Annotated in this window: 1 protein-coding gene and 1 pseudogene; both read right to left on the bottom strand. The window is 42.8% G+C overall.

Translation table 11 applies throughout. The annotated features are described in order from the left end of the window. Positions 1-271 (bottom strand): DDE-type integrase/transposase/recombinase (locus FCL48_RS26055; RefSeq protein ID WP_169309379.1); only part of this gene is annotated, 271 nt, incomplete at its 3' end. 41 nt (positions 272-312) lie between these two features. Beyond that, positions 313-615 (bottom strand): annotated as a pseudogene (locus FCL48_RS26050) (hypothetical protein); the annotation flags it as partial.

Genomic DNA, 615 nt, shown 5'->3' with positions numbered 1-615 from the left:
AGGGTATAACACCGATTTTCTGCATCGTAGCAAGCATAGTTGCACCCTTCATTGGACCACCATTATCAGAATGTAAAACAAGTTCATGATTAATCGGTAAAGCTTCTTTAAGTCGGGTCTTTCTCAATACATCAGCTGCTTGCTCAGAAGACTCATTTTCATACACTTCCCAGCCAACAATCTTACGGCTATAAATGTCCATAAATAGGTACAAATAGAAGAACTGACCTTTTATGGTGCTGGCGAGATAAGTAATATCCCAAGACCACAATTGATTGGGGCCATTTGCTGTATAAGAAGCTGGTCGGTTTACTAAACTGGGCTTTGCTGTGCGCCCTCGATGCTGTACTTGGCTGACAGCTCGGAGGATGCGGTAAATGGTGCTTTCGGACGCGATAAATACCCTTTGTCAGCCAAGGCAGGAACAATTTGTTTGGGTGGCAAATCCATAAATTCTTTACTGTTGCATACCGAAAGAACTTCCTGCCTCTCTTGTTCACTGAGTTTGTTGGCTGGCCTCTTGTTTATCATTTGTCGCTGGTCTTCTAAACCATTAACACGCCAATACTGTAGTGTGCGCACAGTGATATTAATAATTTTGCAGGCTTGTTGTTG

The organism is Desulforhopalus sp. IMCC35007 (assembly GCF_005116575.1).
GTDB lineage: Bacteria > Desulfobacterota > Desulfobulbia > Desulfobulbales > Desulfocapsaceae > Desulforhopalus_A.
Note: the sequence above shows the minus strand (reverse complement) of the source record. Positions and strands in the feature narration are given on the sequence as shown.